Raw genomic sequence first — 19150 nt, 5'->3', positions numbered from 1 at the left:
ATTCGCCCTTCCCGGCCCGAGCCCGCTCGGGCCGTGCGGTTCCTGCGGTGACGGACCGGGTCCGGGCTCAGTGGCCGGTCGCGAGCTCGGCGCAGCGGACGACGGTCACGCCGCTCGCGTTCAGCCGGTCCTCGTCCACGGACAGCCCGGTGTCGTTCTCCAGCTTCTCGGCCAGCTCGGTGATCTGGAGGGAGTCCAGGCTCAGGTCCTCGAAGAGCCGGTCCTCGGGCCGGATCTCCTCGACCGGGCGCTCGGTGAGGGCGGCGACGATCTGCCGGACCCGGTCCAGTACCGCGATGTCGGTGGTCATCTCTGGTTCTCCTTCATCTGGGGAGGGGTGGAAGGGCCGTCGGTGACGGCCGTGGACGGTCGGTGGTCAGGGGCAGTGCACGACCTGCGCCGCGTAGGTGAGGCCGGCGCCGAAGCCGAAGAGGAGGACGGGGTCGCCGCTGGTGATCGCTCCGCTCCGGCGCAGCGCGTGCAGGGCCAGGGGGACGGAGGCCGCGCAGGTGTTGCCGGAGCCGACGATGTCCGTGGCGACCGCGAGCTCCGGTGCGTCAAGGCTCCGGGCCAGTGCGTCGACGATGCGCAGATTGGCCTGGTGGGGGACGAACGCCTTGAGGTCGCAGGGCTTGATCCGGGCCAGCTCGCAGGCGGCCGCGACGACCGGCGCCAGCGCGTTGGCGGCCCAGCGGAAGACCCTGCGTCCCGCGATCTCCATGCGGCCGGTCGCACGGGGGATCACGATCAGGTCGGCCTTCGCCCCGTCGCTGCCCCAGGCCACCGGGAAGATGCCCGGCTCGCTCGACGGCAGGACCAGGGCCCCGGCGGCCCCGTCGGCGAAGATGGGTCCGGTGTCGCGGTCCTCGGGCGCCACCCAGTCGGTCATCCGCTCGGCGGCGACGACCAGGACGGCGCCCGCGGTTCCGGCCCGTACCAGGGCGTCGGCCACGGCCAGGGCGTGGTTGAACCCGGAGCAGGCCGCGTTCAGGTCGAAGCCGGCCGCCGGACAGCCCAGGGCGGCCGCCACCCGGGCCGCCCCGTTGGGCATCGGCGAGGGCATGGAACTGGTGGCAAGGATGACGGTGTCCACCTCCGCGGCGCTCACGGCAGCGTCCTGGAGCGCCGAACGTCCCGCCTCGACGGCCATGGAGACCACGGTGTCCTCCTCCGCCGCGTAACGGCGTTCCCGGACTCCCACGCGCTGCTCGATCCACTGCGCGTCGACCCCGGCCGCCGCGGCGGCCTCCGCATTGCCCACCACTCGTGCGGGGCGGTAGGCGCCCAGGCCCGCGATCCTGGCTCCCGTGCCGGGAGAACGCCTGATCGTGTTGACGACCGCTCGGCGCGGGTCGGGAAGTCCATCCACGTGGGTGTCCCTTTCTGACGGGTGAACGGGAATCGTTGCCGCCGGTCGTCAGCTGTCCCGGTAGGCCAGACGGTGTGCGAGGTGCCGCAGGGTGGTGCGTGCCGGGCCGGTGACCGCGGCTCGTCCGAGGGCCTCGACCGCCTGCCCGTACCGCTCGTCGATCATCGTCTCGACGCGGCCGGGAACGCCGAGGGCGACCAGGACCGCCCGGCACTCGGCGATCTCCGCCTCGGTGGCGTCCCGGCGTCCGACGTGTGCGCGCAGCACCCGCCTCTGGTCGGGGTCGGCGGTGCGCCAGGCGAGGGCGAGGAGGGCGGTCGGCTTCCCCTCGCGCAGGTCGTCGCCGACCGGCTTGCCGCTGACCCCGGGGTCGCTGAAGACCCCCAGCAGGTCGTCGCGTAGCTGGAACGCCTCGCCGAGCGGGACGGCGTAGCGGTGCAGCGCGGCGGGTACGGCGGGGTCGGCGGTGGCGAGGGTGGAACCCAGGACCAGGGGCCAGGTGACCGAGTAGTTGCCGGACTTCGCGCGGGCGACGGCGAGGATCTCGTCGAGGTCCTCGACGGGGCCCTGCCGGGACAGCGCCAGTTCGCGGTACTGGCCTTCGAAGACCTCCTCCCGCATCCTCGCGAACACCGTCCGGGCGCGCCGGAGTTGGCCGGAGTTCAGGGGAGCGCGGTCGACGACCTCCTGGTGCCAGAAGGCCAGCAGATCGCCGGCCACCAGGGCGAGGCCCGTACCGGCGCCGGGGTACTCGGCTTCCAGCGCCCGGTGGAGGGTCGGGCGGCCGCGGCGGGTGTCGGCCTGGTCGCAGATGTCGTCGTGGATGAGGAGGGAGGCGTGGAACAGCTCCAACGAAGCACCGAGGTGCAGCGCCGGGTCGTCCGCGGGCGGGCCGCCGGCGGCGTGCCAGCCGACCGTGCACAGGACGGGGCGGAACATCTTGCCGCCCTCGGTCGCCTCGCGGAGGGGCCGGGCGAGGGGGCCGGTCCTGGTGGCGAAGAACTCGGTGACGATGTCGGCGGTCCGGTCTCGGATCCGGTCGAGGTCCAGACCGCCGGCCGGGCCGGCTGTGGCGGGGAGGGAGGACAGGGGGATCGGCATCGCGGTGCTCCGATGCTCGCTGGTTTCCGGGGCTCGGTGTGTCACGGGGCCTTCGGCCCGCTCGGCGGGGTTCCGCCGGGGGGGGGCTCCGGGGGAGTCACCGGAGCCGCCGGACGGCCGACGTGCGGTGGCCTGACCGGCGTCGGCGGGTGCGCCGGCGCCAAGGCCTCGTGGATGCGCAGGTTTCGCCCGACGGGATCGACGGCCCGTCAGGAAGAGGGAAGCGGTTCGGTGATGCGGCGCTTCTCCCGGGCCCGCATGTCGCGGGATGCGGGAGCTCGGCCGGCGGAGGCCTTCCGGCACCAGGGCGCCGTACGATCCGCACTGCCATGGAACATAGCGAGTGGGTGCTCCCGCGCGAAAGCAGCATCGTTTTCGCAGCGGCTCCCCCACCTGTCAGGGCATCAGTTCCGTCAACTGGTCGAGGGCGGTGGCGAGGTCGCGGGGGCGCAGAGCGCCGGGCAGCCGGGGACCGGTCCAGCCTGGACCGGCCGTGATGACGGTGGGGCTGACGCGTGCTCCGGGCGGCCCCCAGGTGGTCCGGGCGACACGATCGGCCAGGGCACGGTCGGCGGTGCGCTGGATCTGCGACCAGAGCAGGACGGCAGGCGGTCCGGTGCGGCGTACGGCCTCCATCAGCGCTTCCGGGGGCAGCGCGGCACCGAACATGCGGCAGGGGATGCCGCGTTCGGCGAGTCCGGCGGCGACCGCTTCGAGGGCGAGGGAGTGCAGTTCGTTGGGCATGCAGGCGAGCACCGCCGTCGGACCGGTGGCCGGGTCGGCGCGACGGGCGCTCTCCCGCAGAGCGACGGCGACGTGCCAGGAGAGCAGGTGCTCCACTTCGACGAAACGTTCCCCCTCGGTGATCCACTGGCGCCCCGCGGCGCGCAGGGCGGGGGTCATGACCTCGGTCCAGGCGGTGACCAGGCCGAGATCGCGGATGCTGTCCCGCAGGATACGGGTGAGCTCGCCGACGTCGAGGCGCACGGCGGCCTTGGCCAGGCCCCGGCACTCGGGCCGGACGGTTCCCACCGGCAGCGTACGACCGCCCGGGGCGCCCGCCGCCCGGCCGGCGGGCGGGGGGACGGCCGGAGCGGGGCCGGGGCGGGCGCCGGCCAGCGCGGCCCGGGCGGCTTCGCTCGGGGGGACACCGCGGGAGGTGAGCCGGCACATCTCCTCCAGTACGGCGATGTCCCGGGGTTCCCACCGCCGGTGGCGCCCCGGTGCGCGTCGGGCGGGCCCGATGCCGTAGCGGCGCTCCCAGGAGCGGATGGTGGTGGGTGAGACGCCGAGCCGGCGCGCCAGGGTGCCGGTGGACACCCCTGCTCCGGCCCCAGCGGCTCCGGTCGTACGGGCGGCCGGGTCGGCGGGCGGGGCGGGGTGTCCGGGGGCGCCCCCGCCGACGACGTCACCGAGGTCGTCGACGACGTCGGACCGCCTGGGGACGGACGCGGCCGTCGGACCTGCGGGGACGTGGTGGCGCGGAACGGGCGGTGTCGCGTCGTCGGGCGTCATCTCCGCTGTACACCTCCTCGGATGGGATGCCTCTCGGGCGGGACGGCGGGGTGGAACAGGGGCGCAGTCGGCGCTCCCGGGTGCGGGACGTTGACGAACCGGCCCGCGAGCCCTCGGCCTCAGGGCACCTGGGTGGGGGCGGGCGGGGTCCAGCGGCGGTGGGGCGGCACCGCGTGGTCGAGGCCGAAGTCCTTCTTCAGGTGCTCGGGGATGGCGTAGTGCATGACCCGGCCGCGGGTGAGGGAGGAGAGTTCGAAGACGGTGGTGAGGTGGCCGAGGCGGTCCAGGGCCCAGGCGCCCAGCGGTGAGTGGTCCTCGATGGTCTCCAGTACCCCCAGCAGGCTGGGGATGACCTTGACGACGCGGTCCCAGCCGGTGCGGGGGACCTGGAGCCAGTCGGCGCAGGTGTCGCCGACCAGGTGGCGGATGAGGGCGGAGACGATCGGGTCGAAGAAGGTGCCGGGGACGACTTCCTCGTAGAGGTCGATCAGCTGGCGGGTCAGGTGGGAGCCCTCGTCGGAGGGGCCCATGTGGCGGATCATGTAGCGGTCGAGGAACCGCCGGGCCTCGTCGAGGGTCGCGGGTGCGGCGCCCTGGTCGACGCCGAGCATGGCGCCGACGACGCGCCAGGCGTAGAAGTAGGACTCGGCGCCCTCGGTGGACATGTGGATGCCGAGCCGGTGCAGGCTGTCCAGGACGAGCAGGGAGAAGAACATCTGCCCGCCGATCATGTCCTCCTGGCAGATCGGCGTCCCCAGGACCCCGGTGTCCCAGCGGCCCTCGCGCCGCAGGTGGTGGCGGATGGAGGCGTGCAGGAGGCGGACCTTCTGCGCGGCGGGGACGAAGCGGCTGCCGGCCTCGAAGGCGTCGGGCCTCATCAGGTAGACCGTGAACTGACCCGTCTCCGCCATCCGCTTGGAGGGGTAGTTCAGCCCGTGCGTGGCGGACAGCAGCTTGGCCACGTGCGGCACGAGGTAGCAGGCGGGCATGGAGGCGAAGGACAGGGCGGTGGTGATGTGGACGTTGTTGTCGATGAAGAACAGCCGCGCCTTCTCCATCTCGCCCCAGTCGACCCAGGAAGGGGGCGCGGCGGTGGTGGCGAGGTACTCGCGGGCGACGTCGGGCAGTCCGTCCGGCAGGGGTGAGCCGACGGCGGAGACGTAGCGCATCAGGGTGTTGAACGTGCCGACTTCCCCCCGCTCGAACAGGGTGGCCACGACGGCGTCGGCGAGCTCGTCCCCGCTCTGGCGCAAGGCGTTCATCGAGGTCTCGGTGTAGATCATCTCGGCGGTCCCTTCGGACGGGCTGGACGGCGGTGGGCGGATGCCGCGCAGTGGGGTCATCGGTGGCGGTCGGTGGCGTGGTGGGCGAGGACGGTCAGGGCCTGTCGGGCCTGCGCGGGCACACCGGCCCCGTTCAGGTGGCGGACGGCCTCCCGAACCCGTTGCGCGATCAGCTCCTCCACCCGTTGTGGTGCTTCCAGTTCGACCATCAGCTCGCGCACCTCGCGCAGGTGGCCGTCGTCCAGGTCGCGGCTTCCCAGAACGGCGGCGAGGTGGTCGCGCTGGGAGGGCAGGGCGGCCTGCCAGGTCATGGCCAGCAGGGCGGTGGGGCGGTTGGCGCGGATGTCGTCCAGGCTCGCCTTGCCCGTGTGTTCCGGGTCGCCGAACAGGCCCAGGAGGTCGTCGCGCAGCTGGAACGCTTCTCCCAGCGGCAGCCCGTACGCCGACAGGGCCTCGCGCAGTCCGGGGGAGGCACCCGCGAGCAGGGCGCCGATGAGGAGGGGCTGTTCGACGGTGTACTTGGCCGTCTTGTAACGGATGACCTTGAGGGAGACCTCCGGGTCGGGGCACGCCCCCGTGGCGAGGATCTCCAGGCATTCGCCGGCGATCAGTTCCCGTGCCAGGTCCGCCCACATGGGCCGGGCCCGGCTCAGGTAGGCGGCAGGCAGGCCACTCTCGGCGAACAGCTGCCCCGCCAGGGACATCAGGTGGTCGCCGACCAGCATGGCCAGCGAGCGGCCCCCGGCGCGCGGACGCGACCCGCCGGCCAGGGGCGTCTCCAGGGCGACGTGGACGGTGGGCAGGCCGTGGCGTATCGGGCTGTCGTCGATGATGTCGTCGTGGACGGTCGCCGCGGCGTGGACGAGCTCCATGGAGGCGGCCGCGCGCAGCAGGGCGTCACATCCCGGCTGGCCGGACGCCCGCCACCCCCAGTAGCAGAAGGCCGCCCTCATGCGCTTGCCGTGCCGCGCGGCCACCCGCAGCTGCTCCGTGACCGGCCGCAGCGCGCCGTCGATCGTCACGAGCCGCTCGGCCTCGGCCGCCAGGAAGTCCTCCAGCAGCGCGTCGATCCGGTCCTTGAAGCCGGCCGGGTCCCAGTGCTCAGACATCGTCGGCGAAAGCGGCCCCGCGGGCCACGACGTGCTGGGCCAGGACCTCCAGGTGCGCCGGGGCCGCCGGTGCGACGCGCTCCAGGGCGATGCGGCCGCGGGCCATGAGGTCCTGCTGCGCGTCCTGGACGAGGTCGGGACCGTCGGACCGGCGCAGCAGTTGCCGTACCCCTGCCAGGGCCGAGCAGGCGGTACTGACCGCCACGTCCGCCAGGCCGGCCGCGAGCAGTAGCGCCTGCCGGTCCAGGCCCTGGTCTTCCATCGAAGATTTCATACCTCTCCTCCTGCGCGATTCTGCATTGCCGAACTCACGCTAACGCCATGAAATCAAGGATCCGCCGGGTGTTACCTGATGTGGTGAAAATATGGACGCGCTTTCGGTTCGTGTGGCGTGACGTAGCGAGAGAAGTCTTCCGTGCAGGCTGAAATGAGCTGGGGGGCAGGATTCGGCGCACACCCGCGACCGGGTCACTTGGACGTGCGCCGGGCGTACGCCCCTCCGGAGGTGAATGCATCGAGCACCCGGCGCCCCTTTGACAAGGGCGGGGCCGGGGGGAAACAATGTCGATCGACCCACCGCTGGTCCTCCCGGTCTGCCCCGATGAATCCTTCTCCGCGCATCGACCGGAATCACCTGAAAAATCATTGCCGGCCGCAGTGCTGCCAGTCTGTCGTGCCCATGCATCCGGAAACATGCCACGTCCGGCTGTTCCTGGATGGCGATGATTCCTTTCCGTTTCCGCTCGCGGAGCCGGAAAATCGGCGTGCCTTAAATATCGACAGGAGCGCGAGATGGATCACTCTTTTCGCACGGGCAGCCGGCCGAATGGATCCGACTGGCTGAGCGATGTCCGGGGCAGCCTGGAATCCGGCCTCCGGGAGGCCGTTTCCGCACTCGAACCGGCCGCGCACCAGGCCGTGGCCTACTACTTCGGCTGGCGCGACGAGCAGGGCCGCAGCTGTGCGTTGCCCAGTGGGCGCCGACGGCTCGGCGCCCTGACGCTGCTGACCGCCTGCCTCAACGGCCGCGACTGGCGCCGGGGCCTGCCCGCCGCGCTGGCCTGCGAGCTGGCCTTCAACGCGGCGGTCATCCACGACGACATCATCGACCGCGACCGCACCCGCCGGGGAAGGCCGGCGGTCTGGGCCCTGTTCGGCGAGCCGGACGCGATCCTCGCCGGGAACGCCCTCACCGCGGTGGCCTTCGACGTCCTGGCCACCGCGCGGCCCGACCTGGCAGCCGTGACGACCGGCTGGCTGGCCCGCACCGTCGTCAAGCTCAACGCCGGGCAACTCCTCGACATCCGCTTCGAAGACCGGGACGAGGTCACCCTCCAGGACTACCTGACCATGGTCGACGGAAAGGCCGGGTCGTTCGCCGAGTGCGGCTGCGCGCTGGGCGCGACCTTCGCCGGCGCCGACGCGGCCACCGTGGAGGGACTGGCCGCGTTCGGCAGCCGCCTCGGCCTCATCTGGCAGCTGCGCAACGACTACCTCGGGATCTGGGGAGACCCCTCACTCACCGGAAAACAGGCGCACTCCGACCTCAAGAGCCGCAAGAAGACCTACCCCCTCCTCACGGCCCTGGCCCAGACCGGCGAACAGCAGGAACGTCTCGTCGACCTCTACCACCACGCCCCGCCCGGCCCGCTCAGCGACCAGGACGCACAACGCGCGGCCGACCTCATCGACCGGTGCGGAGGCCGCGAAGCCACCCTGACGGAAACCCGCCGCCAGCTCGACGACGCCCTCGCCCCCCTGGACCACCTCGTCCCCGACCCCGCCGCCCGCGAAGCCCTCGCCGCACTCGCCACCACCTACGCCCTCAGCGACCGATGACCCCCGGCAGCCCGATGACCTACGAGCTCCCCGCCCTGTGGGCCCCGATCGACACCGTCGCCAACCACGACAGCCTCGAACTCGCCGCCCCGGTCGCCGCCTTCCTCCGACAGACCGGAGCATGCCCCGACGAAGCCGGCGCCGCCCGGTTCGGCGCGGCGGGCGCCCAACTCGTGGGCTACGCGATCCCGGCCGCGACCGGACCCTGCGCACACGCCATGGCCCGCGCCGTCGCCGTCGGCTTCGCCATCGACGACCAGGAAGACCAGTCGGCGGACTCCGAGCGCTCCCTGCACCGCCTCATCCACCGGGCCACCCGCTTCGCCGCCGTCATGGACGCACCCGAAACCGGCCACGACGACCCCGACCCGTGGACCCGCGCATGGGCGGCAGCCATCGACGACCTGCGCGCCTGCGCCCTCCCCGCCCCCTGGCAGCGCGCCCAGGACGGCATCCGCGCCTACGCCCTCGGCTGCGTCCACGAAGCCTCCCTGCGCCGCACCGCCTCCCTGCCGCCCCTGGACCACTACCTGCCCTTCCGCTACGCCCTGGCCTCCGGCCGGTGGATGGCCAGCCTGGTCGAGATCGCCGGCGAGTTCGACCTGCCTCCCCACGAGATCGGCTCACCCCTGGTCCAGGCCGCCCAGGAGACCGCCCTGACGGCCGCCTTCCTCGACAACGAACTCCTCTCCCGCCGCAAGGAAGAAGACCGCGGCGAGTACGACTGCGGCCTGATCCCCGTCCTGCTCGCCGAACCCGGCCCCCGCACCCTCCAGGAAGCCGTCGACGACGCCGCCGCCCTGCGCGACCGCGTCATGGACCTCCACCTTCGGCTCGCCGCCGCCGCCCGCGCCGACACCGGCCCCCGCACACGCGACTACGTCGACCTCCTCGGCCGGGCCTCCGCCGGGATCACCACCTTCAGCCGCGACACCCTCCGCTACACCACCCCCCACCAGCGGAAACCTCCCATCACCTCCGGCCCGACACCGCCGCACCGCGGCCCCCGCCGATCCCGGCTCCCTCCGCAGATCGGACGATGGACACAGCTGGCCCACTGACAGCGAACGGGATGGAACCGGTGCACCACCACGCAGGACAACGTCACGCGGTCGCACGAACGACGCCTCGGGCCCTGCCCACCGCTCGCTCCTTGGCCCGTTCCGTGAAGAACGGATTCCGCACGGGCCGGCAACCGGTCAGGCAGAGCACCGGGGCTCCCCTGTCCATGCAAGGCGTGTGGAAGTCCTACGGCGCCCGGAGCGTGCTGCGCGGCGTGAACGTGACGGTCGAGCCCGGCACCCTGCTGGGCGTGACCGGCGAGAACGGCGCGGGCAAGACCACGCTGCTGCGCACCATGGTGGGCGAACTGGCCCCCGACGAGGGCGCGGTGCACCGGGACGGCCGGATCGGCTACTGCCCCCAGGAGACCGTGGTCAACCCCTTGCTCAGCGTCTCGCAGCACCTCGAACTGTTCCGGACCGCCCACGGGCTGCCCGACACCGGACACGCCCAGGACCTGCTGGGAGCGCTGGGCTGCCCCGACGCGATGGAGCAGCAGGTGGGAACGCTCTCGGGCGGCACCCGCCAGAAGCTGAACCTGGTGCTCGCCCTGATGAACCGGCCCACGCTCCTGGTCCTCGACGAGCCGTACCAAGGGTTCGACTGGGACACGCACCGGCGCTTCTGGCACCTGGCCCGGCGGTTCCGCGACGACGGGCAGGCGGTCGTGGTCGTCTCCCACCTCCTCCACGACCTCCAGCACTTCGACACGGTCTACGAGCTGCGGGACGGCGTCCTCACCGAAGGGGCCCGGCAGCGGTGAGGGCACACGTCACGCCGTTCACGACGGCGCTGCGGTTCGTCCTGGCGGCGCATCAGCGCAACCGGCTCGCGCTGGTGCTCGCCCTCGTCTTCACGCCCGGATGGCTCTTCCTCACAAGAGCCTGCTCCTACCATGCGACCCTGCACTTCCAGGTGTTCCCGGCGGGCGGGTACATCGGCGCCGACAACAACCAGAGCAGCCAGGTCTCCAGCGTGATGAACTCCGTCACCGTGATCACCGGGTTCATGGCGTTCCTGGAGACGCTCAAATCCGGGCCCCTGGAGCGGCGCCTGGTCCTGGCCGGCTACCCCCGCCGCCACCTGATGGCGGCCCGGGCCGCCGCGCTGCTCGTCATCGCCGCCCTGCTCGCGCTGTACGCGACCGCGCTGATCCACCTGTCCTTCACACAGCGGCAGGCAGGAGGAACGGCGCTGGCGCTGTTCGCGGCGAACACCGCGTTCGGCGGCCTCGGCATCATGCTGGGCTCCCTCCTGCGGGGCGAGCTGGAGGGCTTCTTCGTCGTCATCATGACCAGCATCATCGACAACGGCCTGCAGAACCCGGGCCTGAACCCGCCCGCCGACCAGCCGTGGCTGCCCTTCATGCCCCTGTACGGCCCCTCCCAGGCCGCCTACGCGGCGGCGTTCACCCAGGCGTGGCCGGGCGGCTTCGCGGCCAGAGGACTGGTGTGGTTCGCGCTCACCTCGGCGGTGGGCACGCTGGCCTTCTGGCTGCGCACCCGCTCCTACCACCGGCCACGGCCCCTTTCTCCCCCTTCTCCCCCCGAACGTCCCCTCGGCGGCCCACCGTGCGGGCACGCCACGGTCGCTCCCCACGGCACCGCTCGGTGATCGCCGGGCGCCGGGCAGCGCGAGCGGGGTGAGCGGTGTCTCGCGTACGAGGTCCTCCCCGGCGCCGCGCCGCTCGTCCTGCGGAGCGAGTCCTACGGCCCGCTGTAATCTCGCAGCGCATGCGGAAAGCCACGCGGGCACGCGCGACAGAATCCCCCACCACCACGACGGAACTGCGAGGGGAAGACCGACGTGAGCACCGAGAAGCCAGCGGACGATCCGCAGCAGGTCTGGGACGTCGTCGTGGTCGGAGCCGGCCCCGCCGGAGCCTCCGCGGCCTACGCGGCCGCCGCCGCGGGAGGCCGCGTGCTCCTCCTGGAGAAAGCACGACTGCCGCGGTACAAGACGTGCGGCGGCGGCATCATCGGCCTCTCGCGAGACGCGCTGCCGCCGGGCTTCGAGCTGAGACTGCGCGACCGGGTGCGCGCGGTGACGTTCACACGGAACGGCAGGTTTTCCCGCACGCGCCGCTCCCGTAGGACGCTGTTCGGGCTCGTCAACCGGTCGGAGTTCGACCGGCAACTGGTGGAGCACGCCCGGCAGGCGGGCGCCGAGGTACGCACCGGAGCCACCGTGGCGCGCGTGGAACAGCACCAGCCGGACGCGGGCACGGCCCGGCTCGTCCTCCAGGGCGGCGAGACCGTCCTGGCGCGCGCGGTCGTGGGCGCCGACGGCAGCGCGGGCCGCGTGGGAGCGCACGTCGGGGTGAGACTCGACCAGGTGGACCTGGGCCTGGAGGCGGAAATTCCCGTGCCGGCGAAGGTCGCTGCCCACTGGGCGGGCCGGGTGCTCGTCGACTGGGGTCCCCTGCCGGGCAGCTACGGCTGGGTGTTCCCCAAGGGCGACACGCTCACCGTCGGCGTGATCTCCAGGCGCGGCGAAGGCGCGGCCACGAAACAGTACTTCGAGGACTTCGTGGTCCGGCTCGGCCTCGCGGACTACGAGCCCAGCATCTCCTCCGGCCACCTGACGCGCTGCCGCAGCGACGACTCCCCGCTGTTCCGCGGCCGGGTCCTGGTGTGCGGCGACGCGGCCGGCCTGCTCGAACCGTGGACCCGCGAAGGCATCTCCTTCGCCTTGCGCTCGGGCCGCCTCGCGGGAGAGTCGGCGGTGCGCATCGCGCAGGCCCGCGACACGGCGGACGTCCACCGCCAGGCACTGCACTACGCGAACGCCGTCACGACGGGCCTCGGCGCGGAGATGACCGTGGGACGGCGCGTCTTCGACTTCCTCCAGCGGCACACCGGCCTGTCGTACATGGCGGTCACCCGCATCCGCCCCGTATGGAACCTGCTGGCGAAGACCACCCGGGGCTCGACGCCGCTGGCCGAGGCCCTGCACACCCATCCGGCAGGCCGCGCGCTGAGACTCGACCGCTGACCCGGCACGTTCCCGGCTGCCGTGCTCCTGCCGGGTTCGCGCCCGCTGTGCCGGGGCAGGACTGATCACGGTGAAGTGGCTGCCCCGTCGGCCCTGGGGGCGTAACCTGACGGCCTGGGGTGGGGCGCCCGGCGGCTTGCGGGACGGTGCGGAATGGTGGGCGAGGTCGATGCCGGCTTCAGGCGGTGACGCGGGCGGTCACGTGGACGGTGACCTGCTGGACGGCTACCTCGCGGCTCTGGCGGCCCGGTGCGGGCCGGCCGTTTTCGAGGCGGTGGTGGCGGCCGTGCGGGACACCTGCGCGATGCTGGCCGAGGGCCACACGGCGGTGCTGGCCGGGCCGGAGGGCTCGGCGTTCGGGCCGGTGCTGCAGCGCGAGTACCTGAGCCTGCTGGCGGTGCTGATGACGGGCCGCACCGACCTGGAGGTCATCACCGTGCCCACCGCCGAAGGCGAGGGCTGGGCGGTGGTCGAACCCGACGTCGCCGCCGACCCGGACACCGCCGACGCGGTCCGCGCCCGCGTCGCGGCGGCGGAAGCCGACCGGGTCCGGGCCCTGGGAGTACTGACGTCCGTACTCCCACCCCCACGCCGGCCCTCACCATGAACGCCTGCCGACAGCGGCGCTTGCCGCGGACCACGGTGGCGGCCGGCCCCCCTTGATTCAGGGTGTGGTTCGGCTGCCGTCGAGCCGTTTGACGCGCGCTACGTTCTCCCGGTCCTCGGCGTCCGTGCTCGCATCGGCGGCGAACCAGGCGTCGAGGATCTCCTTGAGCAGCGGTTCCGAGGTCAGGCGCAGGCTGAGCGCGAGCACGTTGGCGTCATTCCAGCGGCGCGCCCCGTCCGCCGTGTAGGCGTCCGTGCACAGGGCCGCGCGTACGCCGGGAACCTTGTTCGCGGCGATCGAGGCGCCCGTACCGGTCCAGCAGCACACGACGGCCTGGTCGGCGTTCCCGGCGGCGACCTCGCGGGCTGCCGCCTCCGAGCAGGCCGCCCACTGCGGATCGTCGCCCGGTCTCAGCGCCCCGTACGGCACCACCTCGTGCCCGCGGTCGCGCAGCTGCCCGAGGAGCGCGCGAGCCACGGGCTCGTCCATGTCCGAGGAAACGGAGATCCGCATGCCCCGAGAGTAACCGGCTGTGCAACGGACGGCGGTCTGCCTCGTACTGCCGACGCCAAGCCCGGGCCGCCGGCCCCCGACGACCGGGCGCGGCGCAGCCTGTGGCCGGCGAGCCCGGCCGCCCAGACCGTTGCACCGTATGGCGCAGCGGCGAATCGGTTTCCCCGCCCAGGCCGGGTGAAGCTCTGCGCGTGGGCTGCGCGCCGAAGGGCGGATGACAGCAGCCTTGGCGGCGCGAGGGCGCGCGAACCACCCGCCCCGCTGAGGAAGGAGATCCCCGTCATGAAGACGTTCACGCGTGTTGTCGCCGTCGCCGCCTGTACGGCCGCGGCAGCACTCACCGTCGTCCCCGCGGCGCAGGCCGCGCCCGCCGCGAGGGCTGCCGCCGCCGGCTGCCGCTACTACTACACCAGCTACTTCACGGGCCCCAACGGCGAGAAGACCGGCAGCGGTGAGTACGCCGAGGGCGACCACGACCCCGAGGGCCGCATCTGCCGCAACGGCTGGTGGGTGTCCCCGTACGAACTGGAAGACCCGGGGACGGCCATCCGCTGACCTGCTGGTGGTGCGGGGGCCGCTCCGGCGGCCCGCCGCCCACTCCACGATCGGCGCCCGATGCGAGGCCGCCGTTCCTGTGAGCACCGCCGGCAGGAAGGCGGGGCACCCCATGTCGTGGTGCTCCCACAGCGGGCCGCGGCCTTCGTTGGAGAGCGGGTGCCTGCCCCTGGCCCGCACAGGCAGGGTCTCTCCATGCCGACAGATGTCAGCGGGGACGGCGGAGTGGTCCGCATGCCGGGAATCGGATCGGCATCGACGGGGTTGGGGGGACAAGCCGTCATTGGAGGGGTCATGCGAGCGATTCAGGTGTACGAAGTGGGCGGTCCCGAGGTGCTGCGGGAGGTCGAGGTGGACCAGCCGCCGCCGGGGCCGGGCGAGGCGGTCGTGGAGGTCGCCGCATCCGGGGTCAACTTCCTCGACGTCTACCACCGCGACGGGCGGTACAGCCTCCCGCTGCCCTTCACCCCGGGCACCGAGGGCGCCGGCACGGTCGTCGAAGTCGGACCCGGCGTCACCGGCGTCGCGGTCGGGGACCGGGTCGGTTGGGTGGAGATTCCCGGCACGTACGCCGAGCGGGCCGTCGTGGACGCCTCGCGGCTGGTGCCGCTGCCCGACGACATCGGCTTCGACACCGCCGCCGCCGTGCTCCTGCAAGGCATGACCGCGCACTATCTCATCAAGGACGCCTACCCGGTTCAGCCGGGCGACACGGTGCTCGTGCACGCGGCTGCTGGTGGCATGGGGCTGCTCTTGACCCAGCTCATCACCCATCTCGGCGGCAGGGTGATCGGCACGACGTCGACCACGGCGAAGGCCGAGCCGGCGAAGCGCGCCGGGGCCGCCGAGGTGATCCTTTCCTCCGCAGTCGACGATCTCGCAGCCGAGGTGAGGCGGCTCAACGGCGGTCAGGGACTGCCGGTCGTCTTCGACGGCGTCGGCGCGCACACCTTCGACGCGAGCCTCGCCAGCCTGCGAAGGCGCGGCCACCTCGTGCTCTTCGGCGCGGCAAGTGGTGCCGTGCCGCCGTTCGATCCGATGCGGCTCGCCCACGGCGGTTCGCTGACCCTGATCCGGCCCAGCCTCGGGGACTTCATCGCCGACCGGTCCGAACTGCTCCGACGGGCCGCCGATGTGTTCGAGTGGGTGCGCTCCAAGGCGCTTGAGGTCACCGTAACGGGCCGCTACGCCCTGTCCGAGGCCGCCCGGGCCCACAGCGATCTGGAGGCTCGGCGCACCACCGGCAAGCTGCTCGTCGTACCCGGTGCGGCCGCTACGGGACGCCGCGAGGAGACGCAGAGCTGATCCCCGAGACGCGTAGGGCCCCCGCGCTGCACGCGCGGGGGCCCGGTGACGGCGGCTCGGTCCTGGTCGGGCCGGCTCCATCCGTGGCCGGCGCGGTCAGCCGATGAGTTCGGCGAGGATCCACTCGGCGAGGCTCTCGGTCACCAGGCTGTGCTCGGAGTTGGTGTCGTCGCAGCGGAAGGCGTCCAGCTCGCTACGGCCGGAGGGGAGGTCGTTGAGGGGGGTGGTGAGGTCGACGTCCCAGGTGACGGGGTCGTACTTGAGGGCGACGGCGCTGACCGAGGGCACGAAGCAGCCGGAGCGGTGGCGCTCGTCGATCGTGGCGCCGAGCGCGTCGGCGAGCATGCCGTACGAGCTGAGGGTGCCGCCGGGCGCGCCGTCGAGCGGGGGGATCTCGCTGGTGCGGCTCGTACGGTAGCCGAGGAGCAGGGCCGACATCCGTACGACTTCCTGGTCCTGGCCGAAAGCCGGCTGGGTGCGCAGTACCGCGCGGGCGATTCCCGGGGCCCTCCAGTCGAAGACCGGCTCGTCCGGCAGCAGCGGGCCCGAGGTGCCGTCACCGGTGCCGTTGGCGACGCCGATCCTGCGCAGGCCCGGCTTGGACGGGAACCATCCGATGTCCTTCAGGTCCTGGAGGAACCGGACGCGCTTCTCGCTCCAGGTCGCGACGGCGCCGGAGTCCTTGGCGTTCGGCACCCAGGCCCACAGGAGCTGCTGGGCGGCGGCGCTCCTGATCAGCTCGGCCTGCTTCGGCTTGCCGGAAGGGTCGGGAACGGACTCGAAGAAGTACGCCAGCTGCTGCAGGGCGACCGGGATCCAGGCGCCGTTGTGCGGGGAGTCGTAGGAGAGGTAGATGCGGCTCTCGTGGTCCTCGCCCTCGTTCTCCATCCAGGCCAGCGCGTACCGGGTGATGAGTCCGCCCATGCTGACGCCGCCCACGATCAGGGGGGCGCCGCCCTCCTGCCGGTCGGTGATGGCCCTGCGAATGGCGCTGACCGCGACGGCCGCGTTGGCCTGGATGTGGGTGTGGCGCTCCTTGAAGCCCAGCAGGATGACGTCCACACCCGCGGCAAGCAGCTGGCTGAGCAGCCGCTTGCCGTCGGCGTTGTAGGGCGCGTCGAGGTGGGAGCAGAGGTCGTCGAGGCTGCTCTCGCCGTAGTTGAACCCGTCCGCGAAGATCATCGGGTTGACCAGGCCCTTGTGGGGCGTGCCGTCGGCGTCGAGGCCGTAGTAGACGGCGGCGGTCCCGGTGGCCGTCTCCCCGTCGTACGCGAACGCGCCGGTGAGCTGCCACACCGTATTCGGCTTGTTCACCTTGCGGGACGTGTCCCCCCGCAGTGTGGGCGCGAACAGCACTCCCTGCCGGAGCGGTTCCGGCGCCTCGCCCTGCGCCTCCTCGGCGCCCTCCGCGCCCGTCCACGCCGCGGTGCTGACGTCGACCCTCGGTTCGCTGCCGTGCCTGGCCATGTACTGCCGCCTTCCCTCGTCTGCCGGATGAGTCACCGCAGGGACCGCCTTCGGCCGGTTGGTGCCGCGGCCCGGCGGCGGTTCTGGCTGCCCGGGTACGCCCGGCGCCGGCGCCGGCTTGGGTGTCGTACGACCGATGACGTGCGCGGCCCTGCCAACAGGGGAAAGGTATGGGGGCCGGTCGGGTCCGGGGGGCGACGACACCTGGCGCGCGCACGGCGCCAAGGGGCACTGGCCCATCGGACTCCGCGCCCCCGTGCGCCTCCGAACTTTCGGGAGGGCTGCGCCGGTGACGCACACGGCGAACGGCCGGTCAGCTGCTGCACGAACCGGCTGGCCGGTCACCCCCGCCCGAGCGCCGAAGTCGGTGGCTGGTCGAGGAGGACCTCCGCGATCTGCTCGGCCGCCCACTGCGCGCGGCTCGGGGAGAGCCGGCCGTAGCCGATGACCAGGGCCGGAGGGTGGCGCCGGGTGGTATATCCGGAGAGGGCGACCGTGGCGATGCCGCGGTCTGCGAGGTGTTCGACGATCGTGTGGTCGTGGAGGCCGGGGGGCAGCGGGACCAACAGGTGCAGGCCTGCGGCGATGCCGCGGACCGGGCCGCAGTCGCGGATGACGGCATGGCTGCCCAGCGCGGTCACCAGGGCGTCGCGGCGGGCCCTGTACGTCTTGCGCACACGGCGCAGGTGCTTGTCGTAGCCGCCGGTGCCGGCCAGCCTGGCGAAGGTGAGCTGGTCCAGGGTGCTGGGGCCGGCGGCCGCGCTGTCGAGGGCGTCAAGCAGCGGCCGGCGCAGCGCCGGCGGTGGGACCATCCAGCCCAGACGCAGTCCGGGATGCAGGGTCTTGCTGACCGAGCCCAGGTAGACCACGAGGTTGCGGTCGAGGCCGGCCAGCGCGCCGACGGGTCTGCGGTCGTAGCGGAACTCGGCGTCGTAGTCGTCTTCGACGATGACGGCGGCGCGCTGCGCGGCCCAGGCGAGCAAAGCCCTCCGGCGTGCCGGGGACAGGGCCGCGCCCGTGGGGAACTGATGGGCCGGCGCGCACAGCACCGCCCGGGCGTCTGTTCGAGTCAGCGCCTCGACGTCGAGGCCCTCCGCGTCCACGGCGACCGGCTCGGTGGGCAGGCCGGCGGCGGCCGCGACCTGGTGCAGACGGGGCCAGCCGGGATCCTCGACAGCCAGGTGTGCGACCCCCCGTGCGGCCAGGACCCGCGCGACGAGCGACACGCCGTGGGAGGTACCGCAGGTGATGAGCACCTCGTCGGCCTCGACCGTCAGTCCGCGTACCCGGCCAAGATGGGCGGCAACGACCTCCCGCAACCGCTGCGCGCCTGCCGCCTGCGGGAAGACCGATGGTTCCCAGTCGGCGGTGGCGAGGACGTGTTGCATGGACCGCGTCCACCCGGGTGCGGGGAACGCGGCCACGTCCGGTGTGCCCGGCCGGAGGTCGGCCACCACCGGCGGTGCGGAAGGGGCACGCCGGGTCGTTGGTGCCCGGTCCGGGCGGGGCCCGGTGGCATGGGCCGTGACGCGCGTGCCGGAGCCCTGCCGCGTCTGCAGTTGGCCCTCGGCGGCGAGCTGGGTGTACGCCTCGTTGACGACCCATCGGGAGCAGCCGAGTTCGGCGGCCAGCGCGCGGCTCGGGGGGAGCAGGTGGCCCGGTCCCAGGCGGCCGTCCACGATCGCGGTCCTGATCCCCCTCGTCAAGCGCTCGTACAACGACCCACCGTCCTCGGACAGTTCGATGAGGAGGCCGGTGGCTCGATTGGTTCGGTCAATGCCCATGAAAGAGGACTGTATAGCCGGACTACTTGCCCCTAGCGTCGTCCTGTGCAGCCGGTGGCAACGGGTCACCGCGCCATGAACAGGAACACCCCTGATGACGAACATCGAATCCCACGCCCTGACAGTCGTCGCCCAGCTGCGGGCCAAGCCCGGCAAGGAGCAGGCTCTGCACCAGGCACTCACAGCGCTCGTGGCACCCACGTCGCGCGAGCCGGGCTGCGTCGCCTACAGACTGCACGTTGATGTGGACGACCCCGCCTCGTTCTGCTTCTACGAGATCTGGCGCAGCCGCGCCGATCACGCCGCGAACCTCCAGACCGCCCACCTACAGGACTTCACAGCCCGGCTGGACGACCTCCTCGACGGCGAGCTTCGCGTCAGCCTCCTCCGCCACATCGCCTGAGTCCGCCCGTCGGCCGTGTCGCCCCCCGGCCGTTCGTCGCAGAAGCCGCAGCGGCCGCCGGCCGGCCGCCCGCAACTGAGCATTGAATCCGTCGCCCGGCGCCAGGTACGGACAACAGCGACGCTCGGTTCTGCCTGGCAGGATTCCGTTCATGAATGGTCAGCCGAAGGAACCTGCCACTTGTGACGCGGTGGCGACGCGACGAACTCCCGCGCGTCCAGTCGACGTGGTGGGGCTCGTTCCC

The 19150-nt window shown here is 72.6% G+C and carries 19 protein-coding genes; 9 read left to right on the top strand and 10 right to left on the bottom strand.

Annotation, left to right across the window (positions count from 1 at the left end; translation table 11 throughout):
* Positions 1–67 precede the first annotated feature (67 nt).
* The 7 genes from WDV06_RS11485 to WDV06_RS11455 all read right to left on the bottom strand — a co-directional run bounded on the left by WDV06_RS11485 (position 68) and on the right by WDV06_RS11455 (position 6651).
* Positions 68–310 (bottom strand): acyl carrier protein, encoded by a 243-nt coding sequence (locus WDV06_RS11485; RefSeq protein WP_395509566.1) that lies wholly within the window; start codon positions 308–310, stop codon positions 68–70.
* Between the two features lie 66 nt (positions 311–376).
* Positions 377–1369 (bottom strand): beta-ketoacyl-ACP synthase 3, encoded by a 993-nt coding sequence (locus tag WDV06_RS11480; protein WP_395509565.1) that lies wholly within the window; start codon positions 1367–1369, stop codon positions 377–379.
* A 48-nt stretch (positions 1370–1417) separates the two neighbouring features.
* On the bottom strand, positions 1418–2470 hold the full coding sequence (locus WDV06_RS11475; protein WP_395509564.1) for a polyprenyl synthetase family protein: 1053 nt from the start codon (positions 2468–2470) through the stop codon (positions 1418–1420).
* Between the two features lie 396 nt (positions 2471–2866).
* On the bottom strand, positions 2867–3985 hold the full coding sequence (locus WDV06_RS11470) for a MerR family transcriptional regulator (protein WP_395509563.1): 1119 nt from the start codon (positions 3983–3985) through the stop codon (positions 2867–2869).
* Positions 3986–4104: 119 nt separating this feature from the next.
* A complete protein-coding gene (locus WDV06_RS11465) occupies positions 4105–5268 on the bottom strand; it encodes an oxygenase MpaB family protein (protein WP_395509562.1) in 1164 nt (387 codons plus the stop codon).
* A 56-nt stretch (positions 5269–5324) separates the two neighbouring features.
* Positions 5325–6377 carry a polyprenyl synthetase family protein gene (locus WDV06_RS11460; RefSeq protein WP_395509561.1) on the bottom strand — a complete coding sequence of 351 codons (1053 nt, stop codon included), beginning with the start codon at positions 6375–6377 and terminating at the stop codon, positions 5325–5327.
* Entirely contained in the window at positions 6370–6651 is a 282-nt protein-coding gene (locus WDV06_RS11455; protein WP_395509560.1) for a polyprenyl synthetase, read from the bottom strand. Before WDV06_RS11455 ends, WDV06_RS11460 begins: the two co-directional genes overlap by 8 nt.
* Positions 6652–7169: 518 nt before the next feature.
* On the opposite strand from WDV06_RS11455, the gene WDV06_RS11450 reads away from it, so the two are divergent.
* The 6 genes from WDV06_RS11450 to WDV06_RS11425 all read left to right on the top strand — a co-directional run bounded on the left by WDV06_RS11450 (position 7170) and on the right by WDV06_RS11425 (position 12879).
* Positions 7170–8216, top strand: coding sequence for a polyprenyl synthetase family protein (locus WDV06_RS11450; protein WP_395509559.1), 1047 nt, complete (start codon positions 7170–7172; stop codon positions 8214–8216).
* On the top strand, positions 8213–9277 hold the full coding sequence (locus WDV06_RS11445; RefSeq protein WP_395509558.1) for a terpene synthase family protein: 1065 nt from the start codon (positions 8213–8215) through the stop codon (positions 9275–9277). Before WDV06_RS11450 ends, WDV06_RS11445 begins: the two co-directional genes overlap by 4 nt.
* A gap of 167 nt (positions 9278–9444) precedes the next feature.
* Positions 9445–10041, top strand: a complete 597-nt coding sequence (locus WDV06_RS11440; RefSeq protein WP_395509557.1) for an ATP-binding cassette domain-containing protein — start codon at positions 9445–9447, stop codon at positions 10039–10041.
* Entirely contained in the window at positions 10038–10892 is an 855-nt protein-coding gene (locus WDV06_RS11435) for a hypothetical protein (protein ID WP_395509556.1), read from the top strand. Before WDV06_RS11440 ends, WDV06_RS11435 begins: the two co-directional genes overlap by 4 nt.
* A gap of 192 nt (positions 10893–11084) precedes the next feature.
* Positions 11085–12272 carry a geranylgeranyl reductase family protein gene (locus WDV06_RS11430; protein ID WP_395509555.1) on the top strand — a complete coding sequence of 396 codons (1188 nt, stop codon included), beginning with the start codon at positions 11085–11087 and terminating at the stop codon, positions 12270–12272.
* A gap of 169 nt (positions 12273–12441) precedes the next feature.
* Positions 12442–12879, top strand: a complete 438-nt coding sequence (locus tag WDV06_RS11425) for a hypothetical protein (RefSeq protein WP_395509554.1) — start codon at positions 12442–12444, stop codon at positions 12877–12879.
* A gap of 57 nt (positions 12880–12936) precedes the next feature.
* On the opposite strand, the gene WDV06_RS11420 is transcribed toward WDV06_RS11425, so the two are convergent.
* Complete coding sequence (locus WDV06_RS11420) at positions 12937–13392, bottom strand: RpiB/LacA/LacB family sugar-phosphate isomerase (protein WP_395509553.1); 456 nt, start codon at positions 13390–13392, stop codon at positions 12937–12939.
* 282 nt (positions 13393–13674) lie between these two features.
* Here WDV06_RS11420 and WDV06_RS11415 point away from each other — a divergent pair, with 282 nt between their 5' ends.
* Positions 13675–13947 (top strand): hypothetical protein, encoded by a 273-nt coding sequence (locus WDV06_RS11415; protein WP_395509552.1) that lies wholly within the window; start codon positions 13675–13677, stop codon positions 13945–13947.
* 294 nt (positions 13948–14241) lie between these two features.
* Positions 14242–15252, top strand: coding sequence for a quinone oxidoreductase family protein (locus tag WDV06_RS11410; RefSeq protein WP_395509551.1), 1011 nt, complete (start codon positions 14242–14244; stop codon positions 15250–15252).
* Between the two features lie 96 nt (positions 15253–15348).
* Here the strand turns inward: WDV06_RS11410 and WDV06_RS11405 are convergent, their stop codons facing one another.
* Both WDV06_RS11405 and pdxR read right to left on the bottom strand, forming a co-directional pair.
* On the bottom strand, positions 15349–16719 hold the full coding sequence (locus tag WDV06_RS11405) for a lipase family protein (RefSeq protein WP_395509550.1): 1371 nt from the start codon (positions 16717–16719) through the stop codon (positions 15349–15351).
* A 341-nt stretch (positions 16720–17060) separates the two neighbouring features.
* Positions 17061–18503 (bottom strand): MocR-like pyridoxine biosynthesis transcription factor PdxR, encoded by a 1443-nt coding sequence (pdxR, locus tag WDV06_RS11400; RefSeq protein WP_395509549.1) that lies wholly within the window; start codon positions 18501–18503, stop codon positions 17061–17063.
* Between the two features lie 94 nt (positions 18504–18597).
* Here pdxR and WDV06_RS11395 point away from each other — a divergent pair, with 94 nt between their 5' ends.
* Positions 18598–18906 carry a putative quinol monooxygenase gene (locus tag WDV06_RS11395; RefSeq protein ID WP_395509548.1) on the top strand — a complete coding sequence of 103 codons (309 nt, stop codon included), beginning with the start codon at positions 18598–18600 and terminating at the stop codon, positions 18904–18906.
* Positions 18907–19150: the final 244 nt, after the last annotated feature.

The sequence above is a fragment of the Streptomyces racemochromogenes genome (assembly GCF_044129415.1).
GTDB classification, from domain to species: Bacteria; Actinomycetota; Actinomycetes; order Streptomycetales; family Streptomycetaceae; genus Streptomyces; species Streptomyces racemochromogenes_A.
The sequence above is the reverse complement of the archived record's forward strand: the minus strand, read 5'-3'. Positions and strand labels throughout refer to the sequence as shown.

Bases quoted from the DNA above. Each gene is read 5' to 3' on its own strand.
- WDV06_RS11485 (WP_395509566.1), bottom strand. From the start codon at position 310: ATGACCACCGACATCGCGGTACTGGACCGGGTCCGGCAGATCGTCGCC.
- WDV06_RS11475 (WP_395509564.1), bottom strand. From the start codon at position 2,470: ATGCCGATCCCCCTGTCCTCCCTCCCCGCCACAGCCGGCCCGGCCGGC.
- WDV06_RS11470 (WP_395509563.1), bottom strand. From the start codon at position 3,985: ATGACGCCCGACGACGCGACACCGCCCGTTCCGCGCCACCACGTCCCC.
- WDV06_RS11465 (WP_395509562.1), bottom strand. From the start codon at position 5,268: ATGATCTACACCGAGACCTCGATGAACGCCTTGCGCCAGAGCGGGGAC.
- WDV06_RS11460 (WP_395509561.1), bottom strand. From the start codon at position 6,377: ATGTCTGAGCACTGGGACCCGGCCGGCTTCAAGGACCGGATCGACGCG.
- WDV06_RS11455 (WP_395509560.1), bottom strand. From the start codon at position 6,651: ATGAAATCTTCGATGGAAGACCAGGGCCTGGACCGGCAGGCGCTACTG.
- WDV06_RS11450 (WP_395509559.1), top strand. From the start codon at position 7,170: ATGGATCACTCTTTTCGCACGGGCAGCCGGCCGAATGGATCCGACTGG.
- WDV06_RS11445 (WP_395509558.1), top strand. From the start codon at position 8,213: ATGACCCCCGGCAGCCCGATGACCTACGAGCTCCCCGCCCTGTGGGCC.
- WDV06_RS11440 (WP_395509557.1), top strand. From the start codon at position 9,445: ATGCAAGGCGTGTGGAAGTCCTACGGCGCCCGGAGCGTGCTGCGCGGC.
- WDV06_RS11425 (WP_395509554.1), top strand. From the start codon at position 12,442: ATGCCGGCTTCAGGCGGTGACGCGGGCGGTCACGTGGACGGTGACCTG.
- WDV06_RS11420 (WP_395509553.1), bottom strand. From the start codon at position 13,392: ATGCGGATCTCCGTTTCCTCGGACATGGACGAGCCCGTGGCTCGCGCG.
- WDV06_RS11415 (WP_395509552.1), top strand. From the start codon at position 13,675: ATGAAGACGTTCACGCGTGTTGTCGCCGTCGCCGCCTGTACGGCCGCG.
- WDV06_RS11410 (WP_395509551.1), top strand. From the start codon at position 14,242: ATGCGAGCGATTCAGGTGTACGAAGTGGGCGGTCCCGAGGTGCTGCGG.
- WDV06_RS11405 (WP_395509550.1), bottom strand. From the start codon at position 16,719: ATGGCCAGGCACGGCAGCGAACCGAGGGTCGACGTCAGCACCGCGGCG.
- pdxR (WP_395509549.1), bottom strand. From the start codon at position 18,503: ATGGGCATTGACCGAACCAATCGAGCCACCGGCCTCCTCATCGAACTG.
- WDV06_RS11395 (WP_395509548.1), top strand. From the start codon at position 18,598: ATGACGAACATCGAATCCCACGCCCTGACAGTCGTCGCCCAGCTGCGG.